Source organism: Deinococcus sp. (assembly GCF_025362455.1).
GTDB lineage: Bacteria > Deinococcota > Deinococci > Deinococcales > Deinococcaceae > Deinococcus.
Genome location: NZ_JANYGJ010000233.1, coordinates 1 through 15,504 on the forward strand (window position 1 = coordinate 1; position 15,504 = coordinate 15,504).

Genomic DNA, 15,504 nt, shown 5'->3' on the forward strand with positions numbered 1-15,504 from the left:
AAGTCGGCGGGGCGCAGGGGCCGGATGGTGGGGGACATGTGGATAGTTTGCCCTGCGAACACTGCGTTTGTCATAAGCCAGGGAGCGTAGTGGGCCTAAACTGGCAGGCAGTATGTCCAAATCTGCTGGCCTGCCTTCTACTGTCCGCCGTCTGGGCGGGCCGGGCGAGCCCTGGCTGCACTGCCCACGCTGCCGTCACCCGTTGGTACGCTGGTCGCAGTACCGGGATACGCTGGAGACGCCTCAGCTCGTCTGGGACCCGGACCTGTGGTGGTTGCCTTTTCCCTGGGAGGGCCTGGCTCTGGCCGTGCTGATCGTGGGGGCCGTGCCGATGACGGCCATCCTGTTCGTGGGCGGCAGGCACCGACGTTTCCCCGGCCCAGGTCAGGACGTCATTAAGGGGCTGGGTTTCGCCTGGGCTGGCGTGTATGCCCTGATCGAGTGGCGCTGGCGGCTGTGGCGCCGCGCCAAGCTGGAGGGGCAGCTCAGGCCACGCGACTGGGTGTGCGCCGCCTGTCTGTACGCTCAGAACGGTGACGAGACGCTGTAGGGTTCAGCCGGACACGACTGATCCACCCACTTCTCTACCTCGCTCAGTCCCACAGCGCGGCGGGTAGCTCGGCGTCGAGGCGGTCCAGCTCGGCTTCTACGGCCTGGGTGAAGGCCAGTTTGTCGCTGGGGTCAGCCCCTACCGCCTCACCGATGGACGCATATAAATTGAGCGGCACCGGCAGCCATTCACCCTTGGGCAGCGCCCGCCCCAGCCCCCGCAGCGCCACCGGAATGACCGGCACGCCGGGATGGCGCCGCGCCAGGTGTGCCAGGCCACTCTTGAGCGCTTCGCGCACCTCCGGCTGACCGCGTGTGCCCTCCGGAAACAGCAAGATGATCTCGCCGCGTTGCAGGGCCGCGCTCAGACCGGCCAGCGGATCGGCCCTCTCGCCCGCTTTGGGTCTGCGCTCGATCATCAGCGCCCCGATCAGGTGCCGGGTCAGCCAGTTCACCAGCGGTTGTTGCCCGAAATAATCGGCGGCGGCGGCGGGCCTCACCAGCCTGAGCGTCCCGAATCGGAACAGCGAGAGTAGCAACAGCGTGTCCAGATGGCTGTTGTGGTTGGCGACCACGATGGCAGGGCCGACCTGCGGCAGCCGCTCCCGGTGCCTCACGCCCAGCCCGAAGCCGAGCAGCAGCGCCGGGCGCACCACCACAGCGAAAAATGCCGCCCGGAGCCACGGAAACGCCAGTGCGTCGCTCATCCCCGAACCGGGCCATACACGAAGTAATAAATGAAGTGGAAGAACACCGGGGCCGTGAACATTAGGCTGTCGATGCGGTCTAGAATGCCGCCGTGGCCGGGAATCAGCGAGGAGGCGTCCTTGACGCCCAGGTCGCGCTTGACGGCGCTCATGGTCACGTCGCCGATGAAGCCGACGATGGGCAGCGCCAGCCCCAGCACCAGCGCCTCCAGACGGTTTAGCGGCGTAATCACAGGCGCGATCAGCACGGCCAGCAGCGCCGCAGACACCAGCCCGCCCAGGAAGCCTTCCCAGGTTTTGTTCGGACTGACCTGCGGCACGATCTTGCGGCGCCCGAAGCGCTTGCCGCAGACATACTGGGCCACGTCGCCAAACTGCGTCACCAGCACCACGTACAGCAGCAGCCCGACCCCGCCCGCCGGATGCAGCGGCGGCAGCACCAGCAGGTAGGCTAGGTGTCCCAGCGCGAAGACGGTCAGCATCAGACCCCAGTGCAATGTTGAGCTGGCCCGCAAAAAGTTCTGCGTGACGCCCGTCAGCATCAGCCGGAACGGCAGGAATAAAAATACATACACCGGCACGACGATGATGAACATGCCGTAGCGCCCGGTATAGACCCACAGGTATTGCAGCGGAATCGCCAGGTAGACCCACAGCAGCACCCGCCGGTCGCTGCGCCGCTGCGGAATCAGGCTCAGGTACTCCTTGAGCGCCAGGTACGACAGGAACATCACGAAGGTGATGCCGACCCGCTTATCCACCAGCACCGCCAGCACGAACAGCCCGGCCATCACCCACCAGGCCCGGACGCGCGCTATCAGCTCGGCATTGCCGGGGCGGCCCTGCACGCGCGGCAGCACTTCAGAAATGATCGTCGCCAGCACCAGCAGTGCCAGAATGAAGCTCAGGACAATGCCTACGCCGCCCTGAAGCGTGCCCAGAATGGTGGTCATGTTGAGGGGCGCAGGGTCAGGGTGTTGGCCTCCGCCTTGAGTCTAGAGCAGGCGTAGGGTGAGGCGGTCCTCGTGTCGTCAGCTCGCGGGTGCCTCGGCCATCGGTCTGTCCTCTGGAAGTGAGCGTCGCCACGTAATAACTGAAAACGGTGTCATTCTGAGTTTTGCTATGAATCTTGTCGTCAAACCACGAGATCCTTCACTGCGTTTAGAGCAGTACTCCGAATTACGCCACGGGGAAAACAGCCTCCCCGCGCCTCCATTCTGCGTCCTGCTCAGTTAAAACTACTCGCTCCGCTCGGTCATAAAAAGGGTCTTTTTATGACATCTGCTCTAGGACGACAAATTTAGTCAAGATAAATGCTCTGTGTATAAGAGAATGTCCACTTGCTGTTCAGTTCCCGACTTCCTCCACCAGGTACTCCATCGCAAACCGGTATCCGGCGAAGCCCAGGCCGCTGATCTTGCCTTTGCACACGGCTGCCGTCACCGATGTGTGCCGGAATTCCTCGCGGGCGTCCACGTTGCTGATATGCACCTCGATCACCGGCACGTTCTGCCCGGCGATGGCGTCGCGCAGGGCGTAGCTGTAGTGCGTCAGCGCACCGGGGTTGATGACGATGCCTGTAAAACCGTGCTCCTCGGCGTCCTGAATCCATTCGAGCAGTTGGCCCTCGAAGTTGCTCTGGCGGCAGGTGACGGTGGTGCTCAGCTCGGTGCCCCACAACTCGCACTGGCGCTCCAGTTCCTCCAGCGTGAAGGTGCCGTAGACGCCCGGCTCGCGCTTGCCCAGGCGGTTGAGGTTGGGACCGTTGAGAATCAGCAGCATGGGAGACCTCGCAGGAAAAGGCGGGTTAGACGTGGAGCCCGGACACCGCGACCTGCCACTCCCCGAACGCCGCCCTCAGCACATCCTCCGGCACCCGCGCCAGGTACGGCTTGGCCAGATCACGCAGCAGCACGAAGCGCACGCCCTGCGCGTCGGCCTTCTTGTCGCGGGCCATGTAGGGCCACAGCGCCTCGAAACTCAGCGGCGGCAGAGCCCTGGGCTGCTGGTACTTCAGGAAGGCCAGCGTGTGAGTGCTCAGGTCCGCGCCGCCCAGTGCCCGGCTCAGCAGCGCGGCGTAGTGCATGCCGTAGCCCACCGCCTCGCCGTGGCTCACCGCATGGTCGGTGTATGCCTCGGTGGCGTGCGCCAGCGTATGCCCGAAGTTCAGGTAGGCCCGCTCGCCCTGCTCCGTCAGGTCGCGGGTGACGACTCCGGCCTTGACCGTCACCGCGTCGGCGATGATCTGGACGAGCCCCGACTGCCCCGGCGCGAACTCCGGCGAGAGTACCCGTTCCAGCAAAGTGGGGTCCGAGATCAGCCCGTGTTTGTAGACTTCGGCGGCGCCCTCGCGGAAGGTGGCGGCGGGCAGGGTCAGCAGGCTGTCCACGTCGGCCCAGACGTGACGCGGCGGCCAGAAGGCGCCCACCAGGTTCTTGCCCTGCGGCAGATTCACGCCGGTCTTGCCGCCCACCGCCGCGTCCACCATGCCCAGCAGCGTCGTGGGCACCGAGTAGTACGCCACGCCGCGCAGGTAGCTCGCCGCCACGAAGCCCGCCAGATCGGTCACGGCCCCGCCGCCCAGGCCGACCACGGCGCATTCCCGGCTCAGGTTGGCTCCGGCCAGCGCACAGAGCACCTTCTCCAGCTCACCCAGCGTCTTGCAGTCGTCGCGTGCAGGCACCACCACCGTCACGGCTGGACGAAGGGACTGCTGCGCCCGGCTGACCAGCTCCATCGGCAGGTCGGCGGCGTGAATGAGCGCCACCTGCGTCTGGGGCACGTTCAGACGGTCCAGCAGCCCCCGTCCGACCTCAACCCGGTACGGCTGCGCTCCGCCGACCTCGATCTGAACGACGTCTGTTCGCCCAGTCCCAGTCTGCCCAGTCCCAGTTCGCCCGGTCCCAGTCTGCTCAGTCCCAATTCGCTCAGTCGCAGGCACGTTCCATCGCCTCCAGGTCCAGCGCTTCGAGTTCCTGCTCGGTGCCTTGCGCCGAATCCGTCTGGGCGTCCTGCCAGTCCCACAGCCGCTCGACGATCTCGGCCACGATCTCCTCCGAGGGCCGCCCGTCGCTGTGGACGTGGATGGTGCCCTGGCCATACGCCTGCTCGCGTTCGGCCATCAGTTCGCTGATGCGGGCCAGCGGGTCGGGCACGCGCAGCAGCGGCCTGTCCGAATTGCGGGTGCGGGCGTAGACGGTCTCCGGACTGGCGGTCAGCACCACCACCGGGCCGCGCCGCAGCAGCTCGCGCCGGTTGGCCTCGTGGATGAAGGTGCCGCCGCCCAGGCTGACCACCGCATGTTCCAGGCGCGTGACGCGCCGCACGATCTCGGATTCGCAGGACCGGAAGTAACCCTCGCCCTGCTCGGCGAAGACTTCGGGAATGGACTTGCCCACCACGCGGGCGATCAGCTTGTCGGTGTCCACGAAATGCAAGGAGAGCTCGCGCGACAGCTCCCAGCCGATGCGGCTCTTGCCGGTGCCCATGAAGCCCGCGAGCGCCAGCCAGCTCACGGGGCGGTGCATCAGGCCCGGCATGTTCATAGCGAGCAGTCTAGACGATTGCGCCGCCCGGCTGCCCGGTGCTGGGTCACCCTCTGAGGCGCCCTGACGCGGCTGACTGGTGCTGCCAACTCCGTCGGGCACTTCCCGCAGGTGCGCCTGGAGTTCGGCTTCGAGGGCCGCGCTGGGCAGCAGGTCGCTCACGGGCGCTCAGTACGCCTGGGCGTAGGCCCGCGCCGCGTCCAGGCGCTCACGGATCTCCGGCAGGGTATCGCCGCCGAACTTCTCCATGATCGCCTCGGCCAGCACCCAGCCGATGACGGCGTGCAGCACGATTCCGGCGGCGGGCACGGCGGAGGTGTCGCTGCGCTCCTTGGCGGCGTCGGCGCTCTGGTGGCTCACCACGTCCACGGTGGGCAGCGATTTCATCAGCGTGGCAATCGGCTTCATGGCCGCCCGCACGATCAGGTCTTCACCATTGGTCATGCCCGCTTCCAGACCGCCCGCGCCGTTGGTCTCGCGCCGGTAGCCCACGCCGCCCTCGCCCAGATACACCGCGTCGTGGACCTGCGAGCCGGGTACGCGGGCGTTGGCGAAGCCCTGGCCGATCTCGACGCCCTTGATGGCCTGGGTGCCCATCACGGCGGCGGCGATGCGCCCGTCGAGCTTGCGGTCCCAGTGGACGTAGCTGCCCAGTCCCGGCGGCAGCCCCCGGAAGCGGATTTCCACGACGCCGCCCAGCGTGTCGCCGCCTTGCTTGGCCTGGTCGATGCGGGAGCGCATCTGGGTTTCGGCCTCCGGGTCCAGCGTCCGCAGATCGCTGGCCTCGATGTCGTCCAGGCGTGCCCAGTCGAACTCGGCGTCGGCTTCGATGCCGCCCAGGTGGGTCACGTAACTGACACCCTCGATGCCCAGCTCACTTAGCAGTTTGAGGGCCACTGCGCCCACCGCCACCCGCGCCGTCGTCTCGCGGGCCGAGGCGCGTTCCAGCACGTCGCGCAGGTCCTTGTGGCGGTACTTGATGCCGCCGGTCAGGTCGGCGTGGCCGGGCCGGGCTTCGGTGAGGGCTTTCTTGCGCGGCTCGCCGCCCACTTCGGGCGACATGATCTCGGTCCAGTTGCGGTGGTCTTTATTTTCGACGACCAGCGTGACCGGGGCGCCGGTGGTGCGTCCGGCCCGCACGCCGCTCATGAGCTGGGCCTCGTCGGTCTCGATCATCATCCGGCGCCCGCGTCCGTAGCCGCCCTGGCGCTTTCGCAGCATCGGGTCGATGTCGGCCTTGCCCAGCGGCAGTTGAGAGGGCAGGCCCTCGATGATGGCCGTGAGCTGCGGCCCGTGTGATTCACCAGCGGTCAGAAACCTCATGCTCCGACTCTATCAGGGGGAGGGGAGGGCAGATTGGGCGCTGCCCAGACAAAACGGGCACCAAAAAGCAGGTATCAAAAAAGCAGACCCGGCGCCGGGGAGGCGGGGGGTCTGCTGGGGGTGGGGGGGGGTTGAGGTTTACTTGACGACGGGTTTACTTGACGACGGTGCCGGTGATGACCACGAGGAGCTGGGTCGCGGTTTTAGACGTCTCTTTCTGTCCGAAGGCAGCACCTATCACTGGCAAGCTAGACAGGAAGGGCGTGCCACGTGTTACCGAAGTCTCGTTCGTGCCGAGCAGGCCGCTGAGCAGCAGGGTCTGGCCCGACTTGAAGGTCACGACGCTCTGAGCTTCACTGTTGCTGAAATCCAGCAAGCTGGGCAGCGTGCTGCCAGTAATCGGCGACTTGGGCTGGTTGATCTGGCCGCGAACCCGTATGGTGATGGAACCGTCGGGCGCCACCTGAGGATTGAAGAAGTCGAGGTTGATACCGTAGTCGATCTGCCTGGAAATATTGCCGCTCGACGAGGGAACGTTGATCTCCAGGCGTCCGCCGCTCTTGATGCTGGCCGCTGCGCCGTTCGAGGCGTTGAGGGCGAACGAGTTGCCGGTCAGCCCCAACGAACGCTGGCCGCTCTGCATAGAGATCGATCCGTCGTAGATGCGCTTGGTCTGGGTTTGCGTCTCCAGAGCGTTGAGGGTCGGTAACAGGTTGAAGCCGCCGACCAGGGCGCGGGTCGGGTCGAAGCTGGCGCTCAGACCTTTGGCGCCGGAGCTGACGTTGAAGCCGCCGAAACCGACCTTCCAGTCCAGACCCAGCGTGCGGGCCGCGTCCTGGGTGATTTCCTGAATGCGGACCTGCACATTGATCTGGGGCACCACCTGATCGAGACTGGGAATCAGGGTCGCCACCTGCTCGACCTGAAGGGCGGTGCCGCGCACGATCAACGTATTGGTGCGCTTGTCGGCGATGATGGTCGCCACGTCGCCACTGGGCTTGGCCTGGGCCGTCGTTGCCGTGGGTGTAGTGGGGTTCTGAAGGGCCGGGTTGGGTGTGGTCAGCGTGGTCACGTTGCCGTTGGCGTCCACCGCGTTCACCGGGACGTTAGGCAGCGGCGCCGTGGTGGGCGAGGCCGTCAGGGCAGTCTGCAAGGTGTTGTCCAGCACGGCCTTGAGTTCTTCGGCGCTGGCATTTACGAGTTGAAAGACCTTCTGCTGGATGCCTGGGCCGTTCGTCACGGGCTGGTCGACCTGCTCCAGCAACGCCAGCGCCTCATCGATCTGGTCGCTCGCGCCGTTGAGCACGAGCTGGCCGGTGGTGCCTACGGGCGTGATCTTGAGGCCCGGAAACTGGGCGCTCAGCAGCGTGGCGATGTCTTTCTGGTTGCCCTGCACGGCGTAGACCTGCTGCTTGCTGTCGGGGCTGGCGGTGAGCTGGGCGGGCCGGTCCACCTGGGCGAGCAGCGCCAGCGCGGTGTCGATGAGGATTTTCTGGCCGCTGAGGACCAGTTTGCCGGTCTTGCCCACGGCGGTCACGTTGATGCCGGGGAACTGGCTCTTGATGACCGCTTCGGCGTCGGCCTGCTCGCCTTTGACGGCGTAGATCTGCTGGATGACCGGGCTGGCCGGGGTCACCGTCTTGACCAGTTCGGGCGGCTGGGCGGCGACGATCTGGGTGACCAGCGCCTCGACTTCGCGGACTTCCTTGTTGGTGCCGCGCACGATCAGGCTGCTGGAGGTCGGCTCACCGACGATCTTGAGGGTGGGCGAGTCGAGCACAATATCGTCCCTGGTTGAAGAGGAGCTAGCGGCGTCAGAGCCGGATTTCTCAGTGATGACTTTCCTTGTACCGAAAGCGAGCTTAACCCGGTTTTCGACCAGCGCCGTGTCGAGCGTCCTGGGCAGGGCGATGATTTTCTGAATGGGGCTGCGGCCCACGCGCAGCACGTCCTGGTTGCCCAGGCGCACGACCTCGTAGTTCAGGCCGTAGACGTCCATCAGAAACGGCCAGACCTGGTTGAACGGCTTGCCCGCGAAATCGTAGGTCAGCATGCTGGTGCTGGCGTTGGTGGCCGGGCTGCCCGCCTCGGCGGCGGCGCCTGCACCGGCGGTGGACATGGTGTCCAGGGCCGGGTCGAGCACCAGCTCGTAGCCTGCCGACTTGGCCACGGCGGTCAGCAGGGCGGTCAGGTTGCCGCCATCACGGGTGATCCTGAAGGTCACGTTGGACTTCGACAGCCTGGCATCGGCGCTGGCGACAGCGGGAGAGGTTTGGGCACCGGCAGCGCCGAGGGCCAGCATCAGAAACAGGGACAGACTACGTTTTTTCATTGGCTCACCTTTTTTCAAGTTGGAGGATTTTGGTGTTGGTGTCGAGGGCCAGCGTGACGCTGCTCGCGGTCACTTCGCGCACGGCAATGTTGGTGTCGGGGATGTTTTGGCCCACCGATACGACCACCAGACCTCTATCGGTCTTGAAGATGGCGGTGTTGAGCGGCCCCAGGACCACCGAGTCGAAGCTCAGGTTGCGCTCCTGCAAGTAGCGGTCCAGGGTGTTGAGAACGGTGCTGGGTGCGGGCGTAGAAGTCGCCGCGCCAGGGTTGCCGAGCTGGGTAATCACGCCCGGCTGGACGCTGCCCACCGCCGCGTTGGTGTCCGGCGTCACGGCCACCGAAGCGGCGCTGCTGGTGCTGGGCGCCGGGGTGTTGGCGGCGGCGCTCACGCCCACCGGGGCGCTGGTGCTGGCCCTGGCGCGGGCAACCGCCTGCGCGGCGGCGATGTCGGCGGCGCGTTTGGCCTGCTGGGCGGCCAGCAGATCGGCCTTGGCCTTGGCGATGGTGGCTTTGGTCGCCTCGGCTTTCTGGGCCGCTGCCAGTTTGTCGGCGGCGGCTTTCTGCTCGGCCTCGGCCCGTTTGGCGTCGGCCTGGGCGATCTGCTGGGCTTTGGCCTGCTCGGCCAGCGCCTGCTTCTGGTCCAGGGCCGCCTGGGCGCCGCTGTTGATGCTGGGCGCGGGCAGGATGCCGCCCAGTCGCGGGCCGCCGGAGGGTGCGCTGACCTCGGCCACCGGAATCGGGGTGCTGGGGATCACGCCACCGGTCCGCACCTGGGGCGTGAAGGCGACGCTGGGGCCGCTGCGAACCTGCTGCTGGGGCGCCCTGGCGCTGGCGGGCACCGGCGCGGGGTTGCTGTTGGCGTCGCCCACCACTTTCAGCGGACTGAAGGGGTTGACCACCGGCACGGCGGCCAGCGGGGTCGCCGGGTTGATGCCCGCCGGGGGACGCTGCACCTCGGCGTCGGTTTCCGTGACGATGGTGGCGGCTGTGCCGGGCTTGGCGCCGGGCTTGCTGGCCGCGTTACTCAGCGGCGGAATAGTCAGCACGGTGGTGGGCCGGGCCGGGGTGACCGTACCAGCGGCGCTTGGCTTGCCCGCGCTCGCCGCCGGGGGCTTGACCTGGGCTGAGGGACTGACAGGTGCCGTGGTGCCGGGTTTAACGGTGCTGGGTTTGGTGGCGCTGGGTTTGGGAGCTGTCGGCGTCAGCGGGGCCGTGACCGGCGGCGCGACGGTCTGGCCACTGGTGGTGCGGTTGTTCCAGGTGTACCAGCCGCCGACCAGGGCGACGAGCACCAGCGCGGCCAGCAAAAGACGCATCTCGGAGGAGAGTTTCAGGGGCGCCTTCACGAATTGCCTCCACGGGGCGCTGCCGGAGCTGCCGGAGCTGCTGGAGCTGCCGGGGCCGAGCCGGGGGCGGCAGGGGCCGAGCCGGGCGCTGCCGGTGCCCCGCCGGGAACGGGCGTATTTCCCGTTCCCGGCTGGACCTTGGCCGGATCGAAGGTGTAGACGGTCATGCCCAGAACGCTGTTGAGGTCAGGATCGACCTCGTTGGGGGCGGGCAGGGTCATGCTCAGGTTGTTGAGTTTGGAAAACCGGCTCATGGTCTCCACCGAGCGCACGGTGCGGAACATCGGCGCGAACTTGCCCTTGAGATTGATGCTGAGAATGGTGGCCTGCACGCCTGCTGGCAACACCACGGTGGCGTCGGTGCTGGGCGCCGAGGTGATGCCCTCCAGGCTGCCTCCGGAGGACGCCACGCTGTCGCGCAGGTCGCTGATGACTTGGCCCATCTTGAGGGTGCTGGGCAGCGCCTTGACGAAGACCAGTTGCTCGGCTTCGAGCTTCTTGACATCAGCGCGCAGGGCGGGCAACTTGCTCTGCTGGTCTTGCAGTCTGGCCAGTTCGGTGGTGCTGGTATCAAGCCGACTCTGCACGTCTTGGATGTTGAGCTGCCTGGCCTGAAAGCGCAGGAAGTACCAGGCCACCACGCTGAGCACGCAGACGGCCAGCACGATCAAGAAGATGTCGCGGGGTTTGAGGACAGGGGCAGTCGCGTTCACTGTTTCACCCCATTGGCAGGAGTCGCGCCGGGCGTTGTGCCGGGGGTGGTCGCGCTGGCCGACACGCTGTCGAGCTGGCCGACGGTGGCGCTGAAGGTGTAGTTGTTGGCGGCGGCGTTGCGCTGGGTGCTCTTGAAGTTCACGCCGTAGTTGTCCTGGGTGTAGGCGTTCAGAAAGCCGACCAGCGCGGTGCTGCTGACGGCGCTGCCGGTCAGGTCGAATTCCTTGCTGGCTGGCTTGCCGTCATACGGCGCAGGCGCACTCGGATTGGGCACGAAGGGGTGCATGGTGAGCTGGTTCAGGGCCACGCCGCCGCCGCTGGGCAGTTGCCCGACGAACTTGGCCAGGTCGGTGGACCAGTAGCCGTTCTTGGTGGAACTCAGGTTGCGGGCGGTCTGGGCCACGGCGTTGAGGTTGTTCTGGCGGGTGGTCAGGTCACGGTATTCAGGGGCCACCGACTGTTGCAGGGCGCTGATCTGGCCGGTCTGGTCGTCCAACCGTTTTTGCAGGTTGCCGATGGTCGTGGCCACCACGATTTCGGGAATGGCGATGGCCAGCAAGGTGACCACGCCCGCCGCCACGCCCGCGTACAGCCAGACGTTGGGCTCGCTGCGCTTGCGGTACTGCTGGGGTAGAAGATTGATCTCAACCACGGGCGTTCACCCCCCGGAGGGCCAGGCCCAGCGGCACGGTGAATTCCGGCGCGTTGGTCTGGAGGTAGCCGGTATCGACGTTGGCCTGGTCGGTCTGGACGGTCAGCCAGGGGCTGGCGACCTCGACCCGGAAGCCCAGCGCGTCGCTGATGGCGGCGGCCAGGCCGCGCAGCTTGGCGCCGCCGCCTGCCAGGAAGGTCCGGTCGATGACGATATCGCCGGACTGGACGCGGTAGAACTCCAGCGAGCGCCGGACTTCGGTAATCAGTTCGCCGAGCACCGGGCGCACCACCTCAAAGACGCGGGCCGGGCTGTACTGCTCCCTGGACGCATCGAAATTCAGCAGGTCTTCCTCGTCCTCGGTGGGGGTGGTGGCGGTGGCGTAGCCGACCTTGACCTCTTCTGCCGAGGCGAAATCCAGATCGAAGGCTTTTTGCAGCGCGGTGGTGAAATCGTCGGCGGAGACGTTGATGTTGCGGGCCATCAAGACCCTGTCGCCGCGCACCAGGCTGATGACGCTGCTGGACGCCCCGATTTCCATCACCAGCGCGACCTCGCCGCCCTCGGTGTAGTTGGTGCCGGTCAGGGTGCTCTTGTTCAGGTGCTCACCCAGCAGGTTGCCGCGCAGCGCCCGCAACGTCGCAAAGGACTTGAGGTCGATGATGACCGGCTCCAGACCCGCCAGCCTGAGCACCTCGACCTGCCGGGCGATGGCCTCGCTGGGCGCGGCGGCGATCACCACCTCCATCTGCGATTCCTCGCCGATCTGGGACATGTCGTCGAGCACGTCGAAATCGAGGCTCACCTCGTCGATGGGGTAGGGAATGTAGCGCTCGGCTTCCCATTTGATGGCTTCCTGCAACTCCTTGTGCTCCATTCTGGGCACCATGATGTTGCGGGTCACCGCTTGCTGGTTAGGCACGGCGGTCACGGCGTACTTGGTGGTGATGCGGTGCTGCGCGAGCAGGCGCTTAAGCTCGGTGGCGACGGCCTGCGGCTCGACGACCATGCCGTCGCGCATGCTGCCGATCGGCGTGGGGGTCATCACGGCGTGCAGCAAGACGGGCGGTGAGCCGGGTTTCAGGGCCACCACCTTGATGGCGCTGGTGCCGATCTCGACTCCAATGGCCACCGGCTTGGGGTTTATCAGGCGTTGTAGAAAACTCGACATTCTGCCTCCAGGAGTCTCGCGGTGATTTTACCAGTTCCTCATGAAATTCATGTGGAAGCGGCCACTCCTGCGTCTACGGGGAACCAACGTGAAGGGAGTTGCATGGCCCGCTCATCAGACCACCTGGGCGCTTTCAGTTTTCTGACAGCCCTGCGAAATGAGCCGACGTCGTGTGGGCCAACAAAAAACTGTGCGTCCCCGTAAAAGCACGGTGAGGCACAGCGCGAGCTGATGAAGCCTTTAGAAACTGGGGGGCGTGGGGGTACTCAGCTTCCCTTGGGCCGTGAGGGCCGCACCTCGACCTTGCTGGGCAGCGTCCGGGCAGGCATCTTCAGCAGATCCACCACAATCTGGGCCAGGTCTTCGGGCTGAATCTTCCAGGCGTCGGCCTCGCTGGGCGTGTGATTATTGAAGTGGGTCGCCACCGAGCCGGGCATGATCTGCGTGACCTTGATGCCCAGTGGGCGCAGATCGAGCATCATCACCTCGGACAGACCGTTGAGGCCGAATTTGGAGGCGTTGTAGGCTCCGGCGCCCGCGAAGGGGTTCTTGCCCGCCAGGCTCGACATGGTAAAGATGTAGCCCTGGGCTTTCTGGAGGTGCGCCACGCTGGCCTTGACGCTGTAGAACACCCCGGTCAGGTTGGTGTCGATGACGGCCAGCCAGTCCTCGGCGCTCAGCTCCTGAATGGGGGCGAATTTGCCCACGCCCGCGTTGGCGACCAGCACGTCCAGGCCGCCATAGGCCGCGACGTGGCCCGCCACCGCCTCTTCGACCGACTTCAGCTCGCGCACGTCGCAGGCCACGCCCCTGGCGCTGCTGCCGAGTTCCTTGGCCGCCGCGTCCACTTCCGCTGCGCTCCGGCTGGTGATGGTCACGCGGTAACCCTCGGCGATCAGGGCGCGGGCCGTTTCCAGGCCGATGCCTTTGCTGCCGCCGGTAATCAGGGCGCTTTTGTCTGCGCCTATCTGGCTGTGGGTGCCGATTTGATTCTGAGTCATGTCTGGCACCTTAACACGCCGCTCCGGCAGGGTCTGTCCGGATGAATGCCGCCTTCAGGAGCTGGCCCCGCTGGGGCCTTCGGTTTCCGCCCTGGGGCGCCGGGGTTTGACTTTCCAGGCTTCCTCGCTCAGTCCGGCGCGGGCGTTGACGGCGCGGGCCATCACGAACAGCAGGTCCGAGAGCCGGTTGAGGTAGATATGGGTCTGCGGATTGGCCGCCTCGGTATCAAGGAGGCGCAGCACGTCGCGCTCGGCCCGGCGAGCCACGCTGCGGGCCAGGTGCAGGCTGGCGCCGACGGGCGTGCCGCTGGGGTGAATGAAGTGCCGCAGCGGCTCCACGCTCTCCTGGTAGCGGTCGATCACACTTTCCAGGTAGGTGGCGTCGCCCTCGTCGAGCCGGGCGATGTTGTTGGCATACGGGCTGCCCTGCCGGGTCGCCAGGTCGGCGCCCAGGTCGAACAGCGCGTTCTGGAGGTATTCCAGGTCGGTCTCTATGTCGGCCTGCGGCGCGTGCGAGCGGGCGTTGTAGGCGCGGGCCAGGCCCAGCAGGCTGTTGAGTTCGTCCACGGTGCCGTACGCCTCGACGCGGGGATGGGTCTTGCTCACGCGGTCTGTGCCGTAAAGCCCGGTCTGGCCGCCGTCTCCGGTGCGGGTGTAGAGTTTCATGGCCTCAGTTTAGGGGCTTGTGGCGTGTGGCTTGTGGCTCGTGGGCACAGATCGGGTTGTGTCCTGACGGAGCTGCGCGATCAAACCGGTGGCGAGATCGTCACCACAGATCACCCCTCACCTGCCTCAGCCCACCTGCTTCAGCCCACCTGTGCGGCGCTTTTCCAAACCTGCGCCTGACCCAGGGCGCGTCCGGTGCGTTCGGTGAGTTCACGCAACTTGCGGGCCAGGTCGCCGCTGAGGGCTGCGCCTTGGTAGCGCCAGGTCCAGTTTTCCGGCCCCGTGGTGCCGGGCAGGTTCATGCGCTCGCTGCTGCCCAGGTTGAGCAGGTCTTGCAGCGGCACCACCGCCAGGCTGGCCCCCGACCCGAAGGCCACCTCGGTCAGCGTCCAGGCGAAATCCTCCTCGCTGGGATCGGAGCTGGTGTAGACCCGGAAGTTGTGGCGCTCCTGCTCGTCGGCGTGGACCCACCAGCCACGGGTGGTGTCGTTGTCGTGGGTGCCGGTATACACGACCTGATTTTCCTTGAGGTTGTGCGGCAAAAAGGCGTTGACCGCGAAGTCTCCGCCCCCGAAGGCGAATTGCAGCACCGCCATGCCCGGCAGGCCGTAGTCGTCGCGCAATTTTTCCACGTCGGGGGTAATCACGCCCAGGTCCTCGGCGATGATCGGCAACTCGCCCAGGGCTGCTCTGAGCGCGGCGAACATCGGGTAGCCCAGCGCCGGTTTCCACTCGCCGATCATGGCCGTCTCGGCAGGGTAAGGAATCTCCCAGTAGCCCGCAAAGCCCCGGAAGTGATCGACCCGCACGATGTCGTAGAGTTTCAGGCTGGCCTGGAAACGGCGAATCCACCACTTGAAGCCGCCTCTTTGCATGGCGTCCCAGTCATACAGCGGGTTGCCCCAGAGCTGGCCGGTGTCGGAGAAGTAATCCGGCGGCACGCCCGCCACCACCGTCGGCTGGCCCGCGTCGTCGAAATAGAACTGATCGGGGTCGGCCCAGGCGTCCGAGGAATCCATCGCCACGAAGATGGGAATGTCGCCGATGACCTGCACGCCCTGCCCGGCGGCGTAGGCCCGCACGGCGCTCCACTGCCGGAAAAACAGGAACTGGGCGAAGGCGTAGCGCGAGGTGTCGCGCCGCAGCCGGTCACGGGCGCCCTGCATGGCGCCCTCTTCACGCCCCCGGATCGGCAGCGGCCAGGTGTTCCAGGGCAGGCCGCCCTGCTCGCCCTTGAGCGCCATGAACAGCGCGTAGTCCTCTAACCAGTGCGCCTCGGCGACCTTGAAGGCGCTGAACTCGGCGCCCAGCCTGCCGAAGTTGCCCTCGGCCACGCCCGCCTCGAAGTGCGAGAAGGCCCGGCTGAGCATCTGGTTGCGCCAGATGTACTGTTGCCCGAAATCCACCCGCTCGGCGCCGAAGTCCGGCACCACGTCGAAATCCACGTCTTGCAGCAGCCCTTCGGCCCTGAGGGTGTCCAGGCAGACCAGGTACGG

The 15,504-nt window shown here is 66.2% G+C and carries 15 protein-coding genes; 1 reads left to right on the top strand and 14 read right to left on the bottom strand.

Annotation, left to right across the window (positions count from 1 at the left end):
* Positions 1-112: 112 nt before the first annotated feature.
* Positions 113-550 (top strand): hypothetical protein, encoded by a 438-nt coding sequence (locus Q0R23_RS16330; RefSeq protein WP_293914699.1) that lies wholly within the window; start codon positions 113-115, stop codon positions 548-550.
* Positions 551-593: 43 nt separating this feature from the next.
* Here the strand turns inward: Q0R23_RS16330 and Q0R23_RS16335 are convergent, their stop codons facing one another.
* From Q0R23_RS16335 to malQ, 14 genes are all read right to left on the bottom strand, one after another.
* A complete protein-coding gene (locus Q0R23_RS16335; protein WP_293914701.1) occupies positions 594-1,256 on the bottom strand; it encodes a lysophospholipid acyltransferase family protein in 663 nt (220 codons plus the stop codon).
* Positions 1,253-2,209, bottom strand: coding sequence for a phosphatidate cytidylyltransferase (locus Q0R23_RS16340; RefSeq protein ID WP_293914703.1), 957 nt, complete (start codon positions 2,207-2,209; stop codon positions 1,253-1,255). The genes Q0R23_RS16335 and Q0R23_RS16340 overlap by 4 nt, the downstream gene beginning before the upstream one ends.
* Before the next feature lie 394 nt (positions 2,210-2,603).
* Positions 2,604-3,038 carry a type II 3-dehydroquinate dehydratase gene (gene aroQ / locus Q0R23_RS16345; RefSeq protein ID WP_293914705.1) on the bottom strand — a complete coding sequence of 145 codons (435 nt, stop codon included), beginning with the start codon at positions 3,036-3,038 and terminating at the stop codon, positions 2,604-2,606.
* A gap of 25 nt (positions 3,039-3,063) precedes the next feature.
* Positions 3,064-4,104 (bottom strand): 3-dehydroquinate synthase, encoded by a 1,041-nt coding sequence (aroB, locus tag Q0R23_RS16350; RefSeq protein ID WP_293914726.1) that lies wholly within the window; start codon positions 4,102-4,104, stop codon positions 3,064-3,066.
* A gap of 79 nt (positions 4,105-4,183) precedes the next feature.
* A complete protein-coding gene (locus Q0R23_RS16355) occupies positions 4,184-4,963 on the bottom strand; it encodes a shikimate kinase (RefSeq protein WP_293914707.1) in 780 nt (259 codons plus the stop codon).
* Positions 4,964-4,969: 6 nt separating this feature from the next.
* Positions 4,970-6,124 carry a chorismate synthase gene (gene aroC, locus Q0R23_RS16360; protein WP_293914708.1) on the bottom strand — a complete coding sequence of 385 codons (1,155 nt, stop codon included), beginning with the start codon at positions 6,122-6,124 and terminating at the stop codon, positions 4,970-4,972.
* A 154-nt stretch (positions 6,125-6,278) separates the two neighbouring features.
* The gene (locus tag Q0R23_RS16365) at positions 6,279-8,456 is read right to left on the bottom strand and encodes a secretin N-terminal domain-containing protein (protein ID WP_293914710.1); all 2,178 of its coding nucleotides are present in this window, start codon (positions 8,454-8,456) and stop codon (positions 6,279-6,281) included.
* Positions 8,457-8,460: 4 nt separating this feature from the next.
* A complete protein-coding gene (locus tag Q0R23_RS16370; RefSeq protein WP_293914712.1) occupies positions 8,461-9,804 on the bottom strand; it encodes a hypothetical protein in 1,344 nt (447 codons plus the stop codon).
* On the bottom strand, positions 9,801-10,517 hold the full coding sequence (gene pilO / locus Q0R23_RS16375) for a type 4a pilus biogenesis protein PilO (RefSeq protein ID WP_293914714.1): 717 nt from the start codon (positions 10,515-10,517) through the stop codon (positions 9,801-9,803). The genes Q0R23_RS16370 and pilO overlap by 4 nt, the downstream gene beginning before the upstream one ends.
* Positions 10,514-11,170: a fimbrial assembly protein gene (locus Q0R23_RS16380; protein WP_293914716.1), complete on the bottom strand. Its 657-nt coding sequence runs from the start codon at positions 11,168-11,170 to the stop codon at positions 10,514-10,516. Before Q0R23_RS16380 ends, pilO begins: the two co-directional genes overlap by 4 nt.
* Entirely contained in the window at positions 11,163-12,341 is a 1,179-nt protein-coding gene (gene pilM / locus Q0R23_RS16385) for a type IV pilus assembly protein PilM (protein WP_293914718.1), read from the bottom strand. Before pilM ends, Q0R23_RS16380 begins: the two co-directional genes overlap by 8 nt.
* Positions 12,342-12,607: 266 nt before the next feature.
* The gene (locus Q0R23_RS16390) at positions 12,608-13,342 is read right to left on the bottom strand and encodes an SDR family oxidoreductase (protein WP_293914720.1); all 735 of its coding nucleotides are present in this window, start codon (positions 13,340-13,342) and stop codon (positions 12,608-12,610) included.
* A 54-nt stretch (positions 13,343-13,396) separates the two neighbouring features.
* Positions 13,397-14,008 (bottom strand): cob(I)yrinic acid a,c-diamide adenosyltransferase, encoded by a 612-nt coding sequence (locus Q0R23_RS16395; protein WP_293914722.1) that lies wholly within the window; start codon positions 14,006-14,008, stop codon positions 13,397-13,399.
* 140 nt (positions 14,009-14,148) lie between these two features.
* Positions 14,149-15,504 (bottom strand): 4-alpha-glucanotransferase (gene malQ / locus Q0R23_RS16400; protein WP_293914724.1); only part of this gene is annotated, 1,356 nt, incomplete at its 5' end.

What these genes read in the sequence shown, in the direction of transcription:
- Q0R23_RS16365 (WP_293914710.1), bottom strand. Translation starts at nt 8,456, where the DNA reads ATGAAAAAACGTAGTCTGTCCCTGTTTCTGATGCTGGCCCTCGGCGCT.
- pilM (WP_293914718.1), bottom strand. Translation starts at nt 12,341, where the DNA reads ATGTCGAGTTTTCTACAACGCCTGATAAACCCCAAGCCGGTGGCCATT.
- Q0R23_RS16390 (WP_293914720.1), bottom strand. Translation starts at nt 13,342, where the DNA reads ATGACTCAGAATCAAATCGGCACCCACAGCCAGATAGGCGCAGACAAA.
- Q0R23_RS16330 (WP_293914699.1), top strand. Translation starts at nt 113, where the DNA reads ATGTCCAAATCTGCTGGCCTGCCTTCTACTGTCCGCCGTCTGGGCGGG.
- Q0R23_RS16335 (WP_293914701.1), bottom strand. Translation starts at nt 1,256, where the DNA reads ATGAGCGACGCACTGGCGTTTCCGTGGCTCCGGGCGGCATTTTTCGCT.
- Q0R23_RS16395 (WP_293914722.1), bottom strand. Translation starts at nt 14,008, where the DNA reads ATGAAACTCTACACCCGCACCGGAGACGGCGGCCAGACCGGGCTTTAC.
- aroC (WP_293914708.1), bottom strand. Translation starts at nt 6,124, where the DNA reads ATGAGGTTTCTGACCGCTGGTGAATCACACGGGCCGCAGCTCACGGCC.
- aroQ (WP_293914705.1), bottom strand. Translation starts at nt 3,038, where the DNA reads ATGCTGCTGATTCTCAACGGTCCCAACCTCAACCGCCTGGGCAAGCGC.
- Q0R23_RS16340 (WP_293914703.1), bottom strand. Translation starts at nt 2,209, where the DNA reads ATGACCACCATTCTGGGCACGCTTCAGGGCGGCGTAGGCATTGTCCTG.